This is a genomic window from Streptomyces sp. NPDC005794, assembly GCF_042871445.1.
Lineage (GTDB): Bacteria > Actinomycetota > Actinomycetes > Streptomycetales > Streptomycetaceae > Streptomyces.
In genome coordinates this window covers 75,941-91,393 of sequence record NZ_JBIAIN010000026.1, presented here as the reverse complement: position 1 = coordinate 91,393, position 15,453 = coordinate 75,941, and the positions used below count along the sequence as shown (strand labels likewise).

The 15,453-nt window shown below is 71.1% G+C and carries 12 protein-coding genes and 1 pseudogene; 6 read left to right on the top strand and 7 right to left on the bottom strand.

The window, feature by feature from the left end; translation table 11 throughout:
• Window positions 1–151 precede the first annotated feature (151 nt).
• Window positions 152–1,792, bottom strand: coding sequence for an ABC-F family ATP-binding cassette domain-containing protein (locus tag ACFYQ5_RS31885; protein WP_389202607.1), 1,641 nt, complete (start codon window positions 1,790–1,792; stop codon window positions 152–154).
• 93 nt (window positions 1,793–1,885) lie between these two features.
• Here ACFYQ5_RS31885 and ACFYQ5_RS31880 point away from each other — a divergent pair.
• Window positions 1,886–2,460 (top strand): annotated as a pseudogene (locus ACFYQ5_RS31880) (FAD-dependent oxidoreductase); the annotation flags it as partial.
• A 54-nt stretch (window positions 2,461–2,514) separates the two neighbouring features.
• On the opposite strand, the gene ACFYQ5_RS31875 reads toward ACFYQ5_RS31880, so the two are convergent.
• A complete protein-coding gene (locus ACFYQ5_RS31875; protein ID WP_389202606.1) occupies window positions 2,515–4,254 on the bottom strand; it encodes a BCCT family transporter in 1,740 nt (579 codons plus the stop codon).
• 241 nt (window positions 4,255–4,495) lie between these two features.
• Between ACFYQ5_RS31875 and ACFYQ5_RS31870 the strand changes: the two genes are divergently transcribed.
• Window positions 4,496–5,545: a LacI family DNA-binding transcriptional regulator gene (locus ACFYQ5_RS31870; protein ID WP_389202605.1), complete on the top strand. Its 1,050-nt coding sequence runs from the start codon at window positions 4,496–4,498 to the stop codon at window positions 5,543–5,545.
• A 60-nt stretch (window positions 5,546–5,605) separates the two neighbouring features.
• Here the strand turns inward: ACFYQ5_RS31870 and ACFYQ5_RS31865 are convergent, their stop codons facing one another.
• Together ACFYQ5_RS31865 and ACFYQ5_RS31860 are read right to left on the bottom strand one after the other, a co-directional pair.
• Window positions 5,606–6,472, bottom strand: coding sequence for an oxygenase MpaB family protein (locus ACFYQ5_RS31865; RefSeq protein ID WP_389202603.1), 867 nt, complete (start codon window positions 6,470–6,472; stop codon window positions 5,606–5,608).
• Complete coding sequence (locus ACFYQ5_RS31860; RefSeq protein ID WP_389202601.1) at window positions 6,469–7,368, bottom strand: oxygenase MpaB family protein; 900 nt, start codon at window positions 7,366–7,368, stop codon at window positions 6,469–6,471. Before ACFYQ5_RS31860 ends, ACFYQ5_RS31865 begins: the two co-directional genes overlap by 4 nt.
• Before the next feature lie 202 nt (window positions 7,369–7,570).
• Between ACFYQ5_RS31860 and ACFYQ5_RS31855 the strand changes: the two genes are divergently transcribed.
• Window positions 7,571–8,449, top strand: a complete 879-nt coding sequence (locus tag ACFYQ5_RS31855; protein WP_389202599.1) for an oxygenase MpaB family protein — start codon at window positions 7,571–7,573, stop codon at window positions 8,447–8,449.
• Window positions 8,446–9,885 (top strand): aldehyde dehydrogenase family protein, encoded by a 1,440-nt coding sequence (locus ACFYQ5_RS31850; protein WP_389202598.1) that lies wholly within the window; start codon window positions 8,446–8,448, stop codon window positions 9,883–9,885. Before ACFYQ5_RS31855 ends, ACFYQ5_RS31850 begins: the two co-directional genes overlap by 4 nt.
• 6 nt (window positions 9,886–9,891) lie before the next feature.
• On the opposite strand, the gene ACFYQ5_RS31845 is transcribed toward ACFYQ5_RS31850, so the two are convergent.
• Window positions 9,892–10,524 carry a TetR/AcrR family transcriptional regulator gene (locus ACFYQ5_RS31845; protein WP_389202596.1) on the bottom strand — a complete coding sequence of 211 codons (633 nt, stop codon included), beginning with the start codon at window positions 10,522–10,524 and terminating at the stop codon, window positions 9,892–9,894.
• 95 nt (window positions 10,525–10,619) lie between these two features.
• Between ACFYQ5_RS31845 and ACFYQ5_RS31840 the strand changes: the two genes are divergently transcribed.
• On the top strand, window positions 10,620–11,783 hold the full coding sequence (locus tag ACFYQ5_RS31840; RefSeq protein ID WP_389202595.1) for an acyl-CoA dehydrogenase family protein: 1,164 nt from the start codon (window positions 10,620–10,622) through the stop codon (window positions 11,781–11,783).
• Between the two features lie 24 nt (window positions 11,784–11,807).
• Here the strand turns inward: ACFYQ5_RS31840 and ACFYQ5_RS31835 are convergent, their stop codons facing one another.
• The gene (locus tag ACFYQ5_RS31835) at window positions 11,808–12,284 is read right to left on the bottom strand and encodes a macro domain-containing protein (protein ID WP_389202593.1); all 477 of its coding nucleotides are present in this window, start codon (window positions 12,282–12,284) and stop codon (window positions 11,808–11,810) included.
• Window positions 12,285–12,324: 40 nt separating this feature from the next.
• The gene (locus ACFYQ5_RS31830) at window positions 12,325–14,163 is read right to left on the bottom strand and encodes an AMP-dependent synthetase/ligase (RefSeq protein WP_389202592.1); all 1,839 of its coding nucleotides are present in this window, start codon (window positions 14,161–14,163) and stop codon (window positions 12,325–12,327) included.
• 533 nt (window positions 14,164–14,696) lie between these two features.
• Here ACFYQ5_RS31830 and ACFYQ5_RS31825 point away from each other — a divergent pair.
• Window positions 14,697–15,437 carry a MerR family transcriptional regulator gene (locus ACFYQ5_RS31825; RefSeq protein WP_389202590.1) on the top strand — a complete coding sequence of 247 codons (741 nt, stop codon included), beginning with the start codon at window positions 14,697–14,699 and terminating at the stop codon, window positions 15,435–15,437.
• The last annotated feature ends 16 nt before the right edge of the window (window positions 15,438–15,453 follow it).

Sequence of the window (15,453 nt, the reverse complement as noted above, 5' to 3'; positions counted from 1 at the left end):
ATCAAGCCGGCTGAGGACACGGTGTTCCAGCACAACGGCGACGGCAACCCACTGCGTCTGCGCCTCGTCCGGCATCAGCTACGTCGGCTGAGGCAGCCCCGGCGGACCGGCCCCGCTCCTCCCGTACGACGGGACGGGCGGGGCCTACGCGTCAGCCGCTCTCGGTGACCTTGCCGTCAGCGACCTCGACGCGGCGGGTCGTGTGGACGGCATCGAGCATCCGCCGGTCGTGCGTGACCAGCAGCAACGTCCCGGTGTACGCGTCCAGCGCCGACTCCAGCTGCTCGATCGCCGGCAGGTCCAGGTGGTTCGTCGGCTCGTCCAGCACCAGCAGGTTGACGCCCCTGCCCTGCAGGAGCGCGAGGCCCGCCCGGGTGCGTTCGCCCGGGGAGAGGGTCGTGGCGGGGCGCAGCACGTGGTCGGCGCGCAGGCCGAACTTGGCGAGCAGGGTGCGCACCTCGGCCGGCTCGGTGTCGGGGACGGCCGCGCAGAAGGCGTCCAGCAGACTCTCCGTGCCGTGGAACAGCTGGCGGGCCTGGTCGACCTCGCCCACCACCACGCCCGAGCCGAGCGAGACGTGGCCCGCGTCGAGGGGGAGACGGCCGAGGAGGGCGGCCAGCAGGGTGGACTTGCCCGCCCCGTTGGCCCCGGTGATGGCGACCCGGTCGGCCCAGTCGATCTGCAGGGTGGCCGGCCCGAAGGAGAAGTCCCCGCGGACGACGGCGGCGTCGCGGAGGGTGGCGACGACCGATCCGGAGCGCGGCGCGGAGGCGATCTCCATCCGCAGCTCCCACTCCTTGCGGGGTTCCTCGACGACGTCGAGGCGCTCGATCATGCGCTGGGTCTGCTTGGCCTTCGCGGCCTGCTTCTCGCTGGCCTCGCTGCGGAACTTGCGGCCGATCTTGTCGTTGTCGGTGGCCTTGCGTCGGGCGTTCTTGACACCCTTGTCCATCCAGCCCCGCTGCATCTGGGCGCGGCCCTCGAGCGAGGAGCGCTTGTCGGCGTACTCCTCGAACTCCTCGCGTGCGTGTGCGCGGGCGCGCTCGCGCTCCTCCAGGTAGGAGGCGTAGCCGCCGCCGTAGAGGTTGATCTCCTGCTGGGCGAGATCGAGTTCCAGGACCTTGGTGACGGTGCGCATCAGGAACTCGCGGTCATGGCTGACGACGACGGTACCGGCACGCAGTCCCGACACGAAGCGCTCCAGGCGCTCCAGACCGTCGAGGTCCAGGTCGTTGGTGGGTTCGTCGAGCAGGAAGACGTCGTAGCGCGAGAGCAGGAGCGAGGCCAGGCCGGCGCGGGCCGCCTGGCCGCCGGAGAGCGCGGTCATCGGCAGGTCGAGGCCGATGGTGAGCCCGAGGTCGGCGGCCACCTCCTCGGCCCGCTCGTCCAGGTCGGCACCGCCCAGGGCGAGCCAGCGCTCCAGGGTGTCGGAGTACGCGTCATCGGCGCCGGGCGCCCCGTCGACCAGTGCCTGGGTCGCGGCGTCCATCGCGGCCTGGGCCTCGGCGACCCCGGTGCGGCGGGCGAGGAACTCCCGTACCGACTCCCCCGCCCGGCGCTCGGGCTCCTGGGGGAGGTGTCCGACGGTGGCGGTGGGCGGGGAGAGCCGGAGCTCGCCCTCCTCCGGCCGGTCGAGCCCGGCGAGCAGGCGGAGCAGCGAGGATTTGCCGGCGCCGTTGGCTCCGACGAGACCGATCACGTCACCGGGCGCGACGACGAGGTCGAGTCCGGCGAAGAGGGTGCGGTCGCCGTGCCCGGCGGCGAGTTCCTTGGCGACGAGAGTGGCAGTCATCAGGGTCCCGATCCTAACGAACCTCCGGCGGCCGTCTCTCCGCCGGACCACGGGTGCGACCCTGGCCCGTTCCGCTTCCCGGCGGGCGCGAGACAGGTCTGGTCCGGCGAGCCGGCCTCGGCCACGACGTCGGCCGTGGCCGGTGCGCTCCGGTGGCCGTACCGGATCGAGCCCGAGGCGCTGGTCGGAGCGTGGTCGCTCGAGACGCTGCGGGTGTACGAAGAGCTGGCCACCCCCCGTGGAGACCGGTGTGCGCATGGTCGCCGGGGTGCGGCCGGTCCGGGGCCATGTGGTGGTGGTGGAGAACCCGGGGATCGACAAGTGGTTCACCCTGGTGGATCCGGCGTCCAGCGCGACGACGTACATGTTCCCGCAGCCGGGCGGGCTGGTCCTGGGCGGCACGGCGGAGGTGGACGATTCGCGCACGGAGCCCGATCCGCGTACGGCCGGGGAGATCGTGGCACGGTGCGCGCGGATACGGCCTGAGATCGCGGGAGCGCGTGTCATCGGCCACCGCGGTGGGGCTGCGGCCGGCCCGGGACGCGGGGGTGCACGTCGAGGCCGAGGAGCTGCCGGGCAGCGGACTGGTGCACAACTACGGGCACGGCGGGGCCGGGGTGCCGGTGGCCCGGGGCTGTGCGCGGGCCGCGGCCCAGCTGGTGGGCTGAGCCGCGGCCCCTGACCCGGGCGAGGAGCGTGAGGAGGCACAGGAGCGAGCCGGATCAGGCGGGCGGCTCGTGCTTGTGCCGCTCGTCGGAGGTGACCTCCGCCGGCCCGGGACCGATCCGGATCTCGAAGTCCCCGTCGTACTTGGCGTGCCCCTGGATGACCGCGGTTTCGACGGCCTCCACGCCGAACTCCCTGCGGACGATCATCGGGTCGTGCCTCAGGTCCCTCATGAGGGACACGCACATGCCGATCATGACGAGGGTGAAGGGCGCGGCCACCAGGATGGTCAGATTCTGCAGTCCTGCCAGCGCGTCGCCCTGGCCGTTGCCGATGAGCAGCATGACGGCCGCGACGGCTCCGGTGACGACGCCCCAGAAGATCACGACCCACTTGGCGGGTTCGAGGACGCCCTTCTGGGAGAGCGTTCCCATCACGATCGATGCGGCGTCTGCGCCCGAGACGAAGAAGATGCCGACCAGGACCATCACCAGGATGCTCATGAGGGTCGCGACCGGGAACTGCTGGAGCACGCCGAAGAGCTGTGCCTCCGGGGTGTCGCCGACGCCCTTGAGTTCCCCCGCCTCCTCCAGCCGGATCGCCGATCCGCCGAAGACGGCGAACCAGACCAGGCTGACCGTGCTGGGCACCAGGATCACACCGCCGACGAACTGACGGATCGTCCGGCCCCGGCTGATCCTGGCGATGAACATGCCGACGAAGGGCGTCCACGAGATCCACCACGCCCAGTAGAAGACCGTCCAGCTGGCGAGCCAGTCGGCCACTGCCCCCTTTCCGGTGGCCTCGGTGCGCCCGGCGAGCTGGGCGAGGTCACCGAAGTACGCGGCGATGGAGGTGGGCAGCAGGTCGAGCACGATGATGGTGGGCCCCGCGATGAAGACGAAGATCACCAGGATCAGGGCGAGCACCATGTTGATGTTGGACAGCCACTGGATGCCCTTCTCGACTCCGGACACGGCCGAGGCGACGAAGGCGACCGTCAGCACCGCGATGATCGCGACCAGAAGGCCGGTGCCTGTCTTCTCCATCCAGTTGAGTTCCTGGAAACCACTGCCGATCTGGAGCGCGCCGAGACCGAGCGAGGCCGCCGAGCCGAACAGGGTCGCGAAGATGGCGAGGATGTCGATGATCCGGCCGAGGGTTCCGTGGGCGCGCGTCTCACCGATGAGCGGCACGAAGACAGAGCTGATCGTCTGCCTTCTGTGCCGGCGGTAGGCGCTGTACGCGATGGCGAGGCCGACGACGGCGTAGATCGCCCAGGGGTGCAGGGTCCAGTGGAAGAGGGTGGTGGCCATCGCCGTCTGCAAGGCCTCGGCGGCGACCGTGGGATGGGTGCCGGGCGGCGGATCGACGAAGTGGGCCAGCGGCTCACTGACGCCGTAGAACATCAGGCCGATTCCCATGCCGGCGCTGAACATCATCGCGACCCAGGAGACCGTACGGAACTCGGGCTCCTCACCCTCCTGTCCGAGCGAGATCTTCCCGTAACGGCTGATCGCGAGCCAGAGGGCGAAGACCACGAACCCGGAGGCCGCCAGCATGAAGGCCCAGCCACCGTTGTGGATCAGCCCGTTGAGCAGCGTGCTGGAGACGTTCTCCAACGAGTCGGTGGCCGTGGAACCCCAGACCACGAAGGCGACGGTGAGCACCGCCGTGACGCCGAAGACCACCCGGTCGGTCGTGGGGCGCCGGCCGTGATGCGGCTCGGCGGGTAGATCGGCCGTGACCGGGAGGTAGTCTCCCCGACCGCCCGGATCCTGCTCGTCGTGTGACACAAATGGCACCTTTCACGCAGTGCGAAATTTCGCTCTCCGTAGGCAGTACCACACGCGGTGTGCATCTCGACGGATCAACAAGCCGTTCCGGCTTGACCTTTTGTGCACCGATATGTCGCATGATCGTGGTGCGATCATCTGTCCGATCGCCCGGACCAGGCGGTTAGGCTGACGGCGTTCGTGCCGAACCCGCCAGTTCCAGCCGCTCCCAGCCGGGACGCGCGTGTACGAGGAGCGACTCTTGCCCGACCCAACCCTCGATCCGAAGCGTGCCGCCCGGCCCACCCTGGAGGCCGTGGCCGCCCGTGCCGGGGTGTCAAGGGCGACGGCGTCCCGTGTCGTCAACGGCGGTGCGGGTGTGCGGCAGCCACTCGTGGACCAGGTGCGCAGGGCGGTCGACGAGCTCGGCTACATCCCGAACCATGCGGCGCGGACGCTGGTCACCCGGCGCAACGGCGCCGTGGCCGTGGTCATCGACGAGCCCGAGTTCCGGATCTTCTCCGACCCGTTCTTCTCCCGCCAGATCCGCGGGATCAGCCGCGAACTCAACGCCCACGACGCACAGCTGGTCCTGCTCCTGGTGGAGGGCAGCGGGGACTTCGACCGGGTCACCCGCTATCTGGCAGGGGGGCATGTGGACGGCGTGCTGGCCTTCTCGCTGCACACGGACGACGAACTGCCGGCGATCCTCCGGCGGTTCCAGGTCCCCACGGTCTACGGGGGCCGCCCGGATCACCCGGCGGCCGGCGAGGACGCGCCGCAGGTGCCATACGTCGACTGCGACAACCGGGGCGGCGCCCGCGAGGCCGTACGGCATCTGGTCTCGCTCGGCCGGCGGCGCATCGCACACATCGCCGGACCCCGTGACCAGGTGTCGGCACTCGACCGGATCGACGGGTACCACGACGTGCTGCCGGACGCGGGACGGGAGCTCGTCGCGGTCGGTGACTTCACCACGGAGGGCGGGGCCCGGGCCATGGAGAGCTTGTTGGACACCCGTCCCGATCTCGACGCCGTCTTCGTGTCCAACGACCTGATGGCGTCGGGCGCCCTGCGGGTGCTGCGGGAGCGGGGCGTCCGGGTGCCGGAGGACGTGGCCGTGGTCGGGTTCGACGACATGGCGTCGGTGGCGGAGGCCGCCGTACCACCGCTGACGACGGTCCGTCAGGACGTCGAGGGCATGGGGCGGCTGATGGTGCGGCTGCTGATGGAACGGCTGAACAGCGACACGGCGGCCTGGCCCGAGTCCGTGATCACTCCGACCGAACTGGTCCACCGCGCCTCGGCCTGAGACCCCCGCCGGGCGGGGCGGGCCCGCGACCCGGCCGGTGGGCCGCGGAACCGTGGAGGATCAGCCCGACCGCCTTCGGCCGGCCCGCCACTCGGCCCGCGCCGACCTGGCGAGCGGCAGATAGCGCAGCCGCTCCGGGAGCAGCGGCACGATCCGCCGGACCACGGCACCGAAGCGCCGCAGGCGCCGTTCCTGCTCGGGGGTCCAGTCCAGCCCGATGGCCTCGCGGGCGTCGGGCGGCATCAGGCCGACGGTGATGAAGCTGCGGAACCGCGCCAGCGGCGGGAACAGCAAGGGCCACAGCGCTCTCAGCAGCAGCCGCAGCCCGAGGGGCCCCCGGTCCGGCGGCGGTACGGGAATGTCCGTGGCGACCAGTTCCCGGACGACGACGGTGGCCTCCACCTCGTCGGCCAGCATCTTGCGGTAGTACGGCCAGAATTCCTCGATCGTCTGCGGCATGTCCCGGTCCTGGATGCCCAGGACCCGGCCGACCTGGAGCCACTCGCGGTACAGGGCGCGTTCCTGCGGCCCGGTGAGCGGGCGGACCAGATAGCGCGACGCGTGCCGATAGACGGGGAAGCCGGTGGCGTGCACCCACGCGTAGTTCGCGGGTGTGAGCGCGTGGTAGCGGCGGCCCCGGGTGTCGGTGCCCTGGATCGTGCGGTGCAGCTTCCTGAGCCTGCGCCCCTCCTCCGCGGCGGCCTCTCCCCCGTACACCCAGAGCTGGAGGGACCTCAGGGAACGCTCTCCGCGCCCCCAGGGGTCCGTACGGAAGACCGAGTGGTCGTCGACGCCGGCGCCGACGGCGGGGTGGGCGACCTGGAGGGTGAGCGCGGCGGGCAGCATCAGCAGTCCGCGGATGTCGCCGGCGAGGCTCCACAGGACGCCGCCCGGCGGGGGCGGTGCGGGCTCTCCTGCGCTGGTCATGCGGGTGCTCCCAAGGGCCGGCGGGCGCTCGGATCGGTGCCGGGCCCGTGTGTGTTCCAGTATGCGATCGCGAGCGCGCCGGCGAGCCGCAGGGGTGGCGGGACCAGCTTCACGAGCACCCGCACCAGCCGGACGAAACGGCGCAGGGCGCGTTCCTCGCGAGGGCTCCACTCCAGGTCGAGGCGCTCGCGGAGCGCCGGGGGCAGGGTGCCGACGGTGACCAGCAGGACGTAGTGCGCGGCCTTGGCGCCGACGGGGCGCCAGAGGGCTTCGGGGAGCCGGCGGACCGGTGGTTTCTGCGGGCGGCGCAGTTCGGTCAGGACGTCCAGGACCGACTGGTTGAGCTCCAGCCGTTCACCGACCGTCTCGTCGTAGTACGCGCAGAAGGAGGCCCAGTCGGGCGGCAGGTGGTGGTCCTTGAGCCCCCAGATCCGTCCGACGTCGCGCATGCCCCGGTAGTACTCCTCGGTCTCCTCGGCGCTGAGCCCCGTACCGAAGATCCGGTGCCCGTCGTACCCACCGCGGACCAGGGTGGCGTGGACCCAGTGGTACGCCTCCGGGTTGAGCGCGTGGTAGCGACGGCCCTGGCTGTCGGTGCCCTTCAACGGGGCGTGGACGCGCAGGAGGCGCTCGCCCTCGGCGGTCGCGGCGGCCTGCCCCCCGTAGATCACGGTGTGCAGCGACGACACCGTGCGCCACAGTCGCTGCCACGGAGCGGCACGGAAGTCCGAGTGGTCCTCGACGCCCGCGCCCACGACAGGGTGGGCGACCTGGAGCAGCAGCAGCTGGGGGGCGATCAGGAAGTTCCGGATGTCCCCGAAGTAGCGCCATGCGGCACTGCCACGGAGTGGTGCCCTTGCGGCGGAGGGTGGCTCGGCACCCTTGTGCGTGTCCATGCGGGCTCCCTTCTTCGAATCCGTGTCAGCAGTGTTGACGCGCCTCGTGAAACAAGTCAATAGTATTTGTAACTTTGACTCTCGGGGCGAGAGGGGACGTCACATGCCTGACGCAGCAAGCGAGTTGAGCCACACCGGCCTCACGGCCGGCCCCCGCACCTGAAACCGGCCGTGTTCACAGAGACAGAGGAGGGCGCACGCCATGAGCCGCTACAGCCGACTGCGCGAGATACGCCGGATGGATCCCGCCCGCGACTGCGCGGAGATACTCCGGCTGATGTCCCAGTACGAGTTCCCGTGGGACTACCGGCAGGGCATCAGTGTCGCCTTCCTGCGTGACTACGGGGTCCCGAGGATCTCCGTACTGCTCGACCGCACCCAGGAGTTCGAGCGCAACGGTCAGAAGCGCTACGACGACACCGTCCTCTTCGGATACGAGATGGCGGCCGACGGCTTCGACTCGGAGCGCGCCCGGGCCGCGGCCCGGCATCTCAACCGGATCCACGGCAAGTACCGCATCCCGAACGAGGACTACCTCTATGTGCTGGCCACCACGGTCGTCGGCCCCAAACGCTGGATCGACCGGTTCGGGTGGCGGCCCCTGTGCGCGCAGGAGACGGGAGCGCTGGCGGAAGTGGGGCGGCGGATGGCCGCCATGATGGGCATCGACGACGTTCCCGACACCTACGAGGGGTTCGAGAAGCTGCTCGACTCCTACGAGGACCGGATGTTCGCGTACGACCCGGCGAACCGCCGGGTCGCCAACGCCACCTTCCGGGTCATGGCCGCCTGGTACCCGGCCCCGCTGCGCCCCCTGGTGGCCAGGTTCTCGCTCGCCCTGCTGGACGAGCCGCTGTTACGCGCGCTGGGCTTCCCCGCGCAGCCACGGTGGGTGCGGGCGGCCGCCGTGCGTCTCGTGCGCGCCCGGTCACGCGGCGTACGGCTGCTGCCCGCCCGGCCCCGGTGGCTGCCCTCCCGCCCCCGGCCACGCAGCTACCCCTTCGGATACCAGCTCGACGATCTCGGTCCGCACTGGGCGCAGGGCCGACCGCTGGAACCTCTGCCCCTGGAGAAGTCATGACGACCGGAACGAACCGTGCGGCGCACGGCATCGAGGACATCCGCGCCGCGGTGGCACGGGCCAGGAGCGCCGGCCGCGGCTGGGCCTCGCTCGGAGCGCGGGAGCGGCGCGCGGCACTGCTGCGGTGGAAGCGCCGGCTCGCCCTTCGCGCGGACGAGTTCGCCGAGGTGATCGCCGCCGAGACCGGGAAGCCGGTGCGCGACGCCCGCTCCGAAGTGCTGCTGACAGTGGTCCATCTGGACTGGGCGGCACGCAATGCCCACCGGGTGCTGGGCCGGCGGCGGGTGTCCTCCGGTCTGCTGTCGATCCATCAGCGGGCGCTGCTGTCCTACCGGCCGCTCGGCGTGATCGGGGTGATCGGGCCGTGGAACTATCCGCTCTACACGCCGATGGGGTCGATCGGTTACGCCCTCGCGGCAGGCAACGCCGTGGTGTTCAAGCCGTCCGAACTCACGCCAGGAGTGGGGGTCCTGCTGGCCCGGAGCTTCGGAGAAGCCGTGCCGGACCACGCGGATCTGCTGCGGGCGGTCACGGGCCCGGGTTCCACCGGGGCCGCGCTGGCCGGAGCGGACGGGCCGTCCGGTGTGGACAAGGTCGCCTTCACGGGCTCGCCCGGCACCGCCCGCAAGGTCGCGGCGGCCTGCGCGGCCACCCTCACACCGCTGCTCGCCGAGTGCGGGGGCAAGGACGCGGTGCTGGTGGCGGCGGACGCCGATCTGGACGCGGCGGCAGACGCGATCGTGTGGGGCGCCATGGGTAACGCCGGACAGACCTGTGCGGGCGTGGAGCGGGTGTACGCGGTGGCCTCGGTGCACGAAGCACTGTGCGCGCGCATCGTGAGCCGGGCGCGGGCGCTTGCGCCCGGTGAGGCCTACGGCCCGCTCACACTGCCCGCTCAGCTCGGCGTGGTGGAACGCCATGTGAAACAGGCCCTGCTGGACGGCGGCACGGCCAGGCTGGGCGGACCCGACGCCCTTCGGGCCCACGTGCTCGGGCCGGTGGTGATGTCGGATGTGCCGGAGGATTCACCGGCCATGACCGAGGAGACCTTCGGCCCGGTCGTCGTGGTGAACCCGGTGCGCGACATGGACGAGGCCGTGGAACGGGCCAACGCGTCGGCGTACTCCCTGGGCGCCGCCGTCTTCACCCGCTCCCGTGCGGCGGGGCTCGCGCTGGCCGAGCGCCTCGGCTCCGGCGCCGTGTCGGTGAATTCGATACTCGGCTTCGCCGCGATTCCCTCACTGCCGTTCGGCGGTGCGGGCGAGTCGGGGTACGGGCGGATCCACGGCGAGGAAGGGCTGCGGGGCTTCGCTGCGCCGCATTCGGTCACCGTGCGGCGGTTCGCACCGGTGGCGGACCTGACGTCGTTCGCGACGCCTCGGGAGAAGGCGGCCCGGGCGGTCGAGCTGGGCAGGAAGCTGCACGCCCGGTTCTGAGGTCGGTCACGTGGCGTTGAGCAACGGCACCAGACAGCGGCGGGCGAAGCCGCGCACCTGCTCGTCGTCGTCCAGTTCGAAGCAGCTCACCGGATTGAGGAGGAAGGAGACGGTGATCCGCACCATCAGTTCGGCGACCGGTGTCGGGTCCGTCTCCGGCCGCCCTTCGGCGCGCTGGGCGTGGCGGAGCCGATCGGTCAGATATCCGCGCATCGCGAGGAAGGCCGGGCCGCTCTCCAGCGTGAGGAAGGGGAGCATGATCTCCGGCTCCAGCCTCAGCAGCCCGCCTACCAGCGGGTGTTCACGGATGTGCTTGAGGACGGCGACGAAGCCGGCGACGAGGCGGTCCTCCATGGTGGGCAGGGCGGCCACCGCCTCGTCCACGTCCACGACGAATCTGCGGTACTCCCGCAGCAGGCAGGCGGAGACCAGGCTGTCCTTGTTGCCGATCCGCCGGTACACGGTGACCCGCGAGACCTTGGCGCGCTTGGCCACGTCGTCGACGGTCGAGCGACGCAACCCGAAGGTCATGAACTGCTCGCGCGCCGCGTCCAGGATCTGTTCGGTCAGCGCGTCCGACGGCGGCGTCTCACCGAGCGCCCTGGTCAGCAGTGTCTCGTTGTCACCCGGTGCCGCCATGAGCCCTCCCCGTTCTGTGCAACCACTCAACCATATCGACAACGCAACAGTGTTACCTCATTCATTCCTTTGTAACCCGCCTCCGGAGGTAGTCCATGTCCACCGTCCACGCCCTCCCGCGGTCGCTCTCCTCCGAGCAGCGGGCATTCGTCACGGCCCTGCGCGACTTCGCCCGGCGCGAGTGCGGCACGCGCGAGCAGCGCGACGCGCTGGCCGCGGAGACGGGCGGCCCGCACGCCCCGTCGCTCTACGCCCGGCTGGCGGAGCTCGGCTGGCTCGGTGTGTGCCTGCCGGAGGCCTACGGGGGCGCGGGAGGCGGGATGACGGATGCCTGCCTCTTTCTGCGGGAGACGGCGCGCGGCCTCGTGCCGGCGGGCGGCTTCATCACCTCGGTGATCACGGCGAAGGCGTACGAGCGATTCGGCAGCGAGGCCCAGTGCGAGGCGGCGATCGGTGGCGCGGTGGCCGGCCAGGTGCTGTCCGTCGCGATGTCGGAGCCGGAGGCCGGATCCGACGTGGCCGCGCTGCGGTGCAAGGCCGAACGCACACCGGACGGCGGCTGGGTGGTCAACGGTCACAAGACATGGATCTCCAACGCGCATCTGGCCGAGCACATCCTGCTGGTGGCCCGGACCGAGGCGAGCGGCTCGAAACACCAAGGGCTGACCATGTTCCATGTCCCGGCCGGGACACCGGGCGTCGGGATACGGCCGATCGAGACGATGGGCGGGCGTGAGGTCAACGACGTCTTCTTCACCGATGTCAGGCTGCCGGCCGACGCCGTGGTGGGCTCGGCGGACCACGCCTGGACCCAGCTGATGGCGGGCCTCGACGCGGAGCGGCTCTTCCTGGCGGCGAACATGCTGGGTCTGGCGGAGCGGATCCTGGACGACACCGTGGCGTATGTGCGGGGACGCGAGCAGTTCGGCCGCCCGGTCGGCTCCTTCCAGGCCCTGCGGCACCGGCTGGCCGACCTGGCCACCGAGATCGAGTGCGCACGGCTGCTGGTCTTCGACGTGGCGGCGGCCTGCGACGCCGAACCGGAGAAGCTGTTCCCCCGCGAGGCGTCCATGGCGAAGCTCAAGGCCACCGAGACTGCGAAGCACGCGGCGCTGGAGGGCATGCAGATGATGGGCGGCTACGGCTACGCCACCGAGTACGACATGGAGCGCCATCTGCGGGCGGCGGTGGTGTCGACGGTGTACGGCGGCACGAGTGAGATCCAGCGCGACATCATCGGCAAGAGCTACGGCCTGTAGAGCACCCGGCAGGGGCGGCGGCGCTCAGCCGAAGTCGTACACCGTCACCTCGATGCCACGGCTCACCAGCCGTTCGGTGATGAGGGGTTCGACCTTGGGCCAGGCGCCGCCCGCCAGCCCGCAGCCGATCCGCGGCATGTGGACGGAGGCCCCCAGCTCGGCAGCCTTGGCGGCCACCTTGTCCAGACCGGCGTCGATCGCCTCGTAACGCACCGGCACTCCCTTGCTGCCGGTGCGTGTCCCCCGCTGGCCCACCACGTTCGCCACCCAGACGTACTGCTCGACCTGAGCGAACTGCGCGGCCCCCAGCCCGAAGTCGTTACCCGCGCGCTCACGGTGCCAGCGACGGTAGGCGGCTTCCGGCTCGGGCCAGCGACGGGACAGGGCGAGGACGAAGCCCTTGCCCCAGCCGCCCAGGTCGTTGCAGACGTGCACGATCAGCTTGACGCCCTTGCCCTGAGGGCTGGTGGCGTCGCCCTGTACGTAGGTGATCCTCGACATGCCCTCACCGTACGTTCCCCCACTGACAGGCGGCCCCCGGTCAGGTGCCGCTCTCCTCGTAGAGGGCGTCCAGCACCTGTGCGTACTGCTCGCGGATGACACGGCGGCGCAGCTTCAGCGAGGGGGTCAGCTCGCCGGTGCCGGGGCCCCATTCCCCGGCCAGCAGCCGGTGGTGTTTGACCTGCTCGGTGCGGTTCAGCCGGGCGTTGGCGGCCTGGACGGCGCGGTCCACCTCCGCGCGAACGGCGGGGTGGGCGGCGAGCGCGGCCATGTCCTCGCCGCCCTCGATGCCCCGGGCCGAGGCCCAGGCGGGTGCCGTCTCCGCGTCCAGGACGAGGAGCGCCACCAGGTAGGAGTGCCCGTCGCCGTGGACGAACGCCTGGCCGATCAGCGGGTGTTCCTTGAGGGTGTTCTCCACCAGTGCCGGAGACACGTTCTTCCCGGTCGAGGTGATGATCATTTCCTTCTTGCGGTCGGTGAGCCAGAGGAAACCTGCCTCGTCCAGGCGTCCGATGTCGCCGGTCGCGAACCAGCCGTCCTCGTCCAGAGCCCGTTCCACGGTGCCGTCGGCGCGCAGATAGCCCCGGAACACGGTCTCGCCCCGGACCAGGATCTCGCCGTCGTCGGCGATCCTCAGCTCCAGTCCGTCCAGCGGCCTGCCGACCGAGCCGAGGCGGAATCCGGACGGGCTGTTGGTGGTGCACACCCCGACGGTCTCGGTGAGTCCCCAGGCGTCCATCACGACCATGCCGAAACCGGCCCAGAAGCGCACCACGTCCAGTGGCATGGGCGCGGAGGCGCTGGCCGTCCACACCAGTCGCTCGAAGCCGGCGAGGGAGAGCACCGGGTCCAGGACCGTCTCCTTGGCGTGGCGGTAGGCGGTCTCGAGCTCCGCGGGAGGCTGTTCGCCCCGCTCGCGGAAGGCCACATGCTCGCGGGCCGTGTCCCCGGCCGCCTCGATCGCGGCCCGCTGCTCCTCGGGCAGGGTGGCGAGCGCGGCCTTGACGGAGGCGGCGAGCTTCTCCCACACGCGGGGGACGCCGAAGAACTGGGCGGGGTGCAGGGCGCGGGCGGTCGCGGCGACCGCCGCGGTCTCGGCGCAGAGGTGGACGTGCGAGGCACGGAAGACCGGCAGGTAGATCCCGAGCATCCGCTCGGCGATGTGGGCGAACGGCAGATAGCAGATGTGCGCGACATGGTCCGGCAGTTCCACCACCCGGTCCAGGGCCAGCGCGTTGACGACCACGCTGCGGTGGGTGAGGGGCACGGCCTTGGGATCGCCGGTCGTGCCCGAGGTGTAGACGACCGTGAGCAGGTCCTCGGCGCCCGGGACGCGCCAGGCCGCTTCGAACTCCTTCTCGTCGTAACCCTGTTGTCCGGTCGCGTACAGGGAGGCGTACGCGGGGCGGTCACCGGCGCCCTCCGGCTCCACCACGATGAGCACCTCCAGGGGGACGGTGGCGTCCGCGAGGAGAGGCTCCCAGAGTTCGCGTTCCCGCGCGCCCTCGACGACCGCCAGCCGGGCGCCGCTGTGCCGGGCGATGTGGGCGATCTGCCCGGGGGCAGCGGTGCCGTACACCGTGACCGGTACGGCACCGAGGTGTGTGAGGGCCAGGTCGCTGAGCCAGTGTTCGGGGCGGTTGCCCATCATCATCAGGACCTGTTGGCCGCGTGCGACACCGTGGGCGGCGTATCCGGCGGCGAGCACCGCGGTCTCGCGGCGCACCTCCCGCCAGGTCAGAGTGGTCCATGCGTCGCCGTTGTCCGGGCTCCGCCACGAGAGGGCGGGCAGGTCCCCATGGTCTTCGGCGTTACGCGCCAACAGCGCCGGCAGGGTGAGCCGGTCGGTCTCGGTGGGAACTCGCAGGATCGTGGTCACGGCCGTCTCCTGTCGCCGTCGGCCGGACCGCACGGGGCCCGCGCCGGAGGGATGACGCGCTTCGATGGTGCCGGAGACTTTCACACCACTGGTGAGACAGCAATACTGTTGCACCTGGTTGGTACAAGCCCCCCGGTGCACGGCCCCTGCGCAGCAGGCCACGGGCCGGCGCGCGATTCCCGGGACAAACCCTCGTGACCGGTGTGGCCGTCCACGGCCGTTTCCACAGCCGCCACGTGTTCCAGCAGGTCGGCGGGGATCTGCAGGACGCCGCGCCCAGCCGGCGGCAGCCTCTGGCGCAGTGCCGTCGCCGGCCGGAGTTCGCCGTCCCGCACGTGCCCTCACGGTGCCTCCCGTCCCGCTTCCGTGAGGGCCACGTTCTGGCGGCGGGCATCCGCTTCGCTGCGCGAACGACGGACGCAGACCTGCTCGTCACCCCCGGGCACTTTCACAACAGTGGTGCGACAGCAATACTGTTGCACCTGATCGACCCAGGCCCGTCAGGACGGGCCTGTCCGCGACAAGGAGCAGCCATGGCGACCGGGGCCGACGAGCCGACGCTGACCGTCGACGAACTGGCGGCGCGTGCGGGAGTCACCGTGCGCACCGTGCGCTTCTACAGCACCAAGGGCCTGCTGCCGCCTCCCGTGATCGGGCCCCGTCGCGTCGGGCACTACGGGCCGGACCATCTCTCCCGACTGGCCCTCATCGAGGAACTCCAGCATCAGGGCATGACGCTGGCCGCCATCGAACGCTATCTCCAGCAGTTGCCGCCCGACCTGAGCGCGCAGGACCTGGCGATCCACCGCGCCCTGGTGGCGTCCTGGGCACCGGACTCGGCGGAGGACATGGAACGCGCCGAGCTGGAGCGACGGGCGGGCAGAGCCCTCAGCGGGCAGGACGTGGACCGGCTGGCGGCCATGGGGGTGCTGGAGCGTCCCGGGAAGTCCGAGGGGCCCTTCCGGGTGGATCCGGGTCTGCTGCGGCTCGGGGTGGAGCTCCTGGACGTGCCCATCGCCCACGAGACCATCCTGGCCGCGCGCACGGTGCTGCTGGAGCACACCCGCTCGGCAGCCCACGAGCTGACCCGGCTGTTCCGGGACGAGGTGTGGAACCCCTACCGGGAGCGGGAGTCGGACCCGGAACACGTGAAGGCGATGAAGTCGCTGTCGGCCCATATGCAGCCGATGGTGCTCCAGGCGCTGCTGACCGCCTTCCAGCGGTCGTTGAAGGAGGAACTGCGGGCCGCGTTCACCACGAGCGAGGAAGCGTGAACACGGCCCGCGAGGG